General features: G+C 63.3%; 1 protein-coding gene. It reads left to right on the top strand.

Annotated elements, in window-relative coordinates:
- Positions 1–86: 86 nt before the first annotated feature.
- Positions 87–520, top strand: a 434-nt coding sequence (locus tag AC07OO_RS25615) for a YfbR-like 5'-deoxynucleotidase (RefSeq protein WP_495085003.1), incomplete at its 3' end; no start/stop codon positions are given.

Genomic DNA, 520 nt, shown 5'->3' with positions numbered 1-520 from the left:
CGCTGGATTCCAGCTGGCACACCTCAACGGCTAGACATCGTCACCCTGACCGCACGCTCGCCCAGCAAGGCAGGAAGAGTGTCCGCATGAACCCCACCATCCTTACGGCATCAGGCCGCTACTTCCACCTGCTCCAGCCAGAAGCGTCCGACATCCGCATCCGCGACATCGCGCACGCCCTCTCCCACATCTGCCGCTTCACCGGCCACGTGCATACCTTCTACTCGGTGGCCGAGCACAGCTACCACGCCAGCTACCTGGTGCCCCAAGAGCACGCCCTGCATGCGCTGATGCACGACGCCGCAGAGGCCTACCTGGGCGACGTATCCAGCCCGTTTAAACAGTTGTTGCCAGAGTACAAGGCCATCGAATCCAAGGTGGAAGCGGCCATCTTCGCCCGCTTTGGCCTGCCCGCCACGCTGCACGCATCCATCAAGCACGCAGACATGGTCATGCTCGCCACCGAGCGGCGCGACCTGATGCTGCGCAACGATGGCGAAGTGTGGACGCAGTTGGAGGG

The organism is Rhodoferax sp. GW821-FHT07G04 (genome assembly GCF_059418585.1).
This window is presented reverse-complemented; position numbering and strand designations above follow the sequence as displayed.